Below are 233 nucleotides of genomic sequence, written 5' to 3' on the forward strand. Positions count from 1 at the left end.
GGGCGTTTCACGGCCGTGTTCGGAATGGGAACGGGTGCAGCCGCCCCGCCATAACCACCAGGTCAGCGAAGCGCAACGATGAGAAGCTGGTGAGGCCGGTTAGGCCTCGTTTTTAGTCTTGAACACGCCTTGGCATCATGTCCGTCTTTCGACGGCATGAGCATAAGCAATGAGAACAATTAAGCCGATCGAGCTATTAGTAACGGTAAGCTTCACACATTGCTGCGCTTCCA

General features: G+C 54.5%; 1 rRNA gene. It reads right to left on the reverse strand.

From position 1 onward, the window contains the following. A 5S ribosomal RNA gene (gene rrf / locus ACCD05_RS32110) occupies positions 1 to 62 on the reverse strand; the annotation flags it as partial. Between the last annotated feature and the right edge of the window lie 171 nt (positions 63 to 233).

The organism is Rhizobium sp. Rhizsp42, assembly GCF_047304155.1.
Lineage (GTDB): Bacteria > Pseudomonadota > Alphaproteobacteria > Rhizobiales > Rhizobiaceae > Rhizobium.